Annotated in this window: 2 protein-coding genes and 1 pseudogene; all 3 read left to right on the top strand. The window is 41.5% G+C overall.

The window, feature by feature from the left end; translation table 11 throughout:
- Nucleotides 1–381: hypothetical protein (locus KIV40_RS26785; protein WP_285352220.1), on the top strand; the 381-nt coding region annotated here is incomplete at its 5' end.
- 218 nt (nucleotides 382–599) lie between these two features.
- On the top strand, nucleotides 600–1,469 hold the full coding sequence (locus KIV40_RS26780; RefSeq protein WP_285352219.1) for a hypothetical protein: 870 nt from the start codon (nucleotides 600–602) through the stop codon (nucleotides 1,467–1,469).
- Nucleotides 1,466–2,326: pseudogene (locus KIV40_RS26775) on the top strand (hypothetical protein); the annotation flags it as partial. The gene KIV40_RS26780 and the pseudogene KIV40_RS26775, both read left to right, overlap by 4 nt.

Genomic DNA, 2,326 nt, shown 5'->3' with positions numbered 1-2,326 from the left:
CGACCATTGTTAAAATTGACGTCGGGTAGTGTGAAGTTTGAAAACTCTAACCAATCAGGAACTGTAACGACTCCAATTGATATAGAGTCGCACTCTGATGCGATATTTAAAAGCGCTACGGTGTATGGCAACGTTGATAGCACGGGAGGGCAAGTTAAATCTGAGTCAGGTACCAACTTATTCTACGGTAATGTAAAAGCGTTAAGTGATGTCATTCTAAAGAAAACTAAAGTGTATGGTGATGTCACGAGTTCAGGAGGGCAGGTTAAATTTGAGACCAATCCAAATGAAGTCTTTGGCAACATTAGAGCGTCAAGTGATGTCACGGAGAGGTTAAGGCTGAGAGCCAAAACAGCATCTATGCTCGAAATGGGGCTATAAACTCTCATGGTAAAGCTACGGTTAAAAGCTCCTCGGTATGTGGTGAAATAAAGGCATCATCAACGGACTTTAATAATGAGAACCTTTATTGTGGTGTTGATGACCCTAATTGTAACTATGCGCCATCGAACTGCCCTGCCAATATTGCAGAGGTTTGTTCCTACTCTACTCCAGAGCCTCCACCAGTAAATCGAAATCCTCAATTTGAGTTTGGTACTTTGACAGCTGAAAACGATGATACTAGCCGCTGTGAGGTTATTGAGCCTCAGCCCAATGATGCGTCTGATAGACAAAAAGTGAAGTGCACAATTACGTTTGAGAATACGTATGATAGAGCAAAACCCAAGCCACTCGTTTTTATTATGCCAACAGTTGATTCGGATCTGTCTGTATTGGCAGAAGGAACCACAGAATTACCATCTACAGCTTCAGTAATAAGCACGGATTGGGAAACCGCTACGATTATTCAAGAGATTGCGCCAAGCTCCAAAAGAAAGAATAAGGGTATTACATATCTTGATGGTCCAATGTTGGATAGTAGCGATAAATACAGCCATCTAAATATTGATTACTTTGTCATAGAAGAAGGCGTTATTACATTGGGCAACCAAGCTAAAATTGTTGCTGGTACGGTAAGTACCAAAGTTGCCGCATCTCGAGATAACACCAATGCTAAAGTTACCGTAAATTATTCAGATTACGGTCTCCCTTCTAACTTTTCCAAGACTCCGGGGGTTCTCGTTCAACCTCAAACCAAGAAAAACGCCAATAAGTGGTTTACGGGGATGGCTCGCAGCGTAAAAACGGACAAGTTCTTTCTATCACTAGAAAAATCAGAAGTAACCAAAAATAATAACCTTACCCAAGAAGAGACAGTGGGATTTGTTGCCGGTGAGGGTTATGGCTTTATTCAAGGGGCGCGCTTTTGGTTAGGTGATGGCACTACGCTCAAAACAACAGGGTTGAGTGAGAAGGTTATTTCCCCAATAGAGCAAGGTTGCCTTGAATATACTGATATCTCGTTTGCAGGGTTTGATAAAACTCTCGTGATGGTAACAATGGCGGTTGGTTACGTAGTTGTGATGTGACAAACAATAAAGTGTTCTTTGTGGTTGAAGAGGATATGGATCGTGACAGTGAGCGTGCTCATGTAAAAGAAGATGTCGGCTTCTTTATGTCTGACCGACCGAATGAGCTCGGTACTTGTGAAGGCTTTAATAACAAAAGCCCAGTTCAAACTTGGCTAGGCTCTAACGGTACTCTTGAGATAAATGGTTCTCCACAGATCGTCGGAGCTTTACGTGAAGACGGTAAGCGTTATGTTGGCTTTTTAGATGCTAATACTTTCGACCGTACAAACTCTGCTTGTGAAGGTCAGAAGTGTCTTGGTTTGGATGACCTTTTGATTAACAAAGAGGTTTTAGAAGATGTCCCTGATAACCTTGGTAATGCTTTAGATATTCCGTTTACCCACGATGTAACTTCGCTACCAATAACAGTTGGTGGTGTTAAAGTTTATGAATACGACAGTATTACAATTGGTGATGGTGGTGTCGTAGAAATCGAGGCTGGTAAATATAAAATTGGTAAACTTGATATCAATGGAACAGGCGAACTTAGAGTCAAGAGTGGAGATACAGTAACAATCTTTACAAAAGATCTATCTGTCAATAACGGGAGCTTTGCCGGGGTTCCTATCGTTAATTGGATCGGTGATAAACCTGTATTGGCAGGAGATACTCACTTTAGGGTCAATGTCCTTGAGAATAGTTCAAAACACGTGAGTTTAAACAGTAGTGGCTCGAGTAATAAAACAACGTTTGTTGGCTTGATATACAGTGAACAAAAGGTTGATATGAGCGGTACTGCAAGAGTCTATGGTGCTGTTTCTGCCAAGAATATTAACATGTCATCAAACGCGTTAGTACATGCGGAGACGAGCTGT

Source organism: Vibrio sp. D173a, assembly GCF_030248475.1.
The sequence above is the reverse complement of the archived record's forward strand: the minus strand, read 5'-3'. Positions and strand labels throughout refer to the sequence as shown.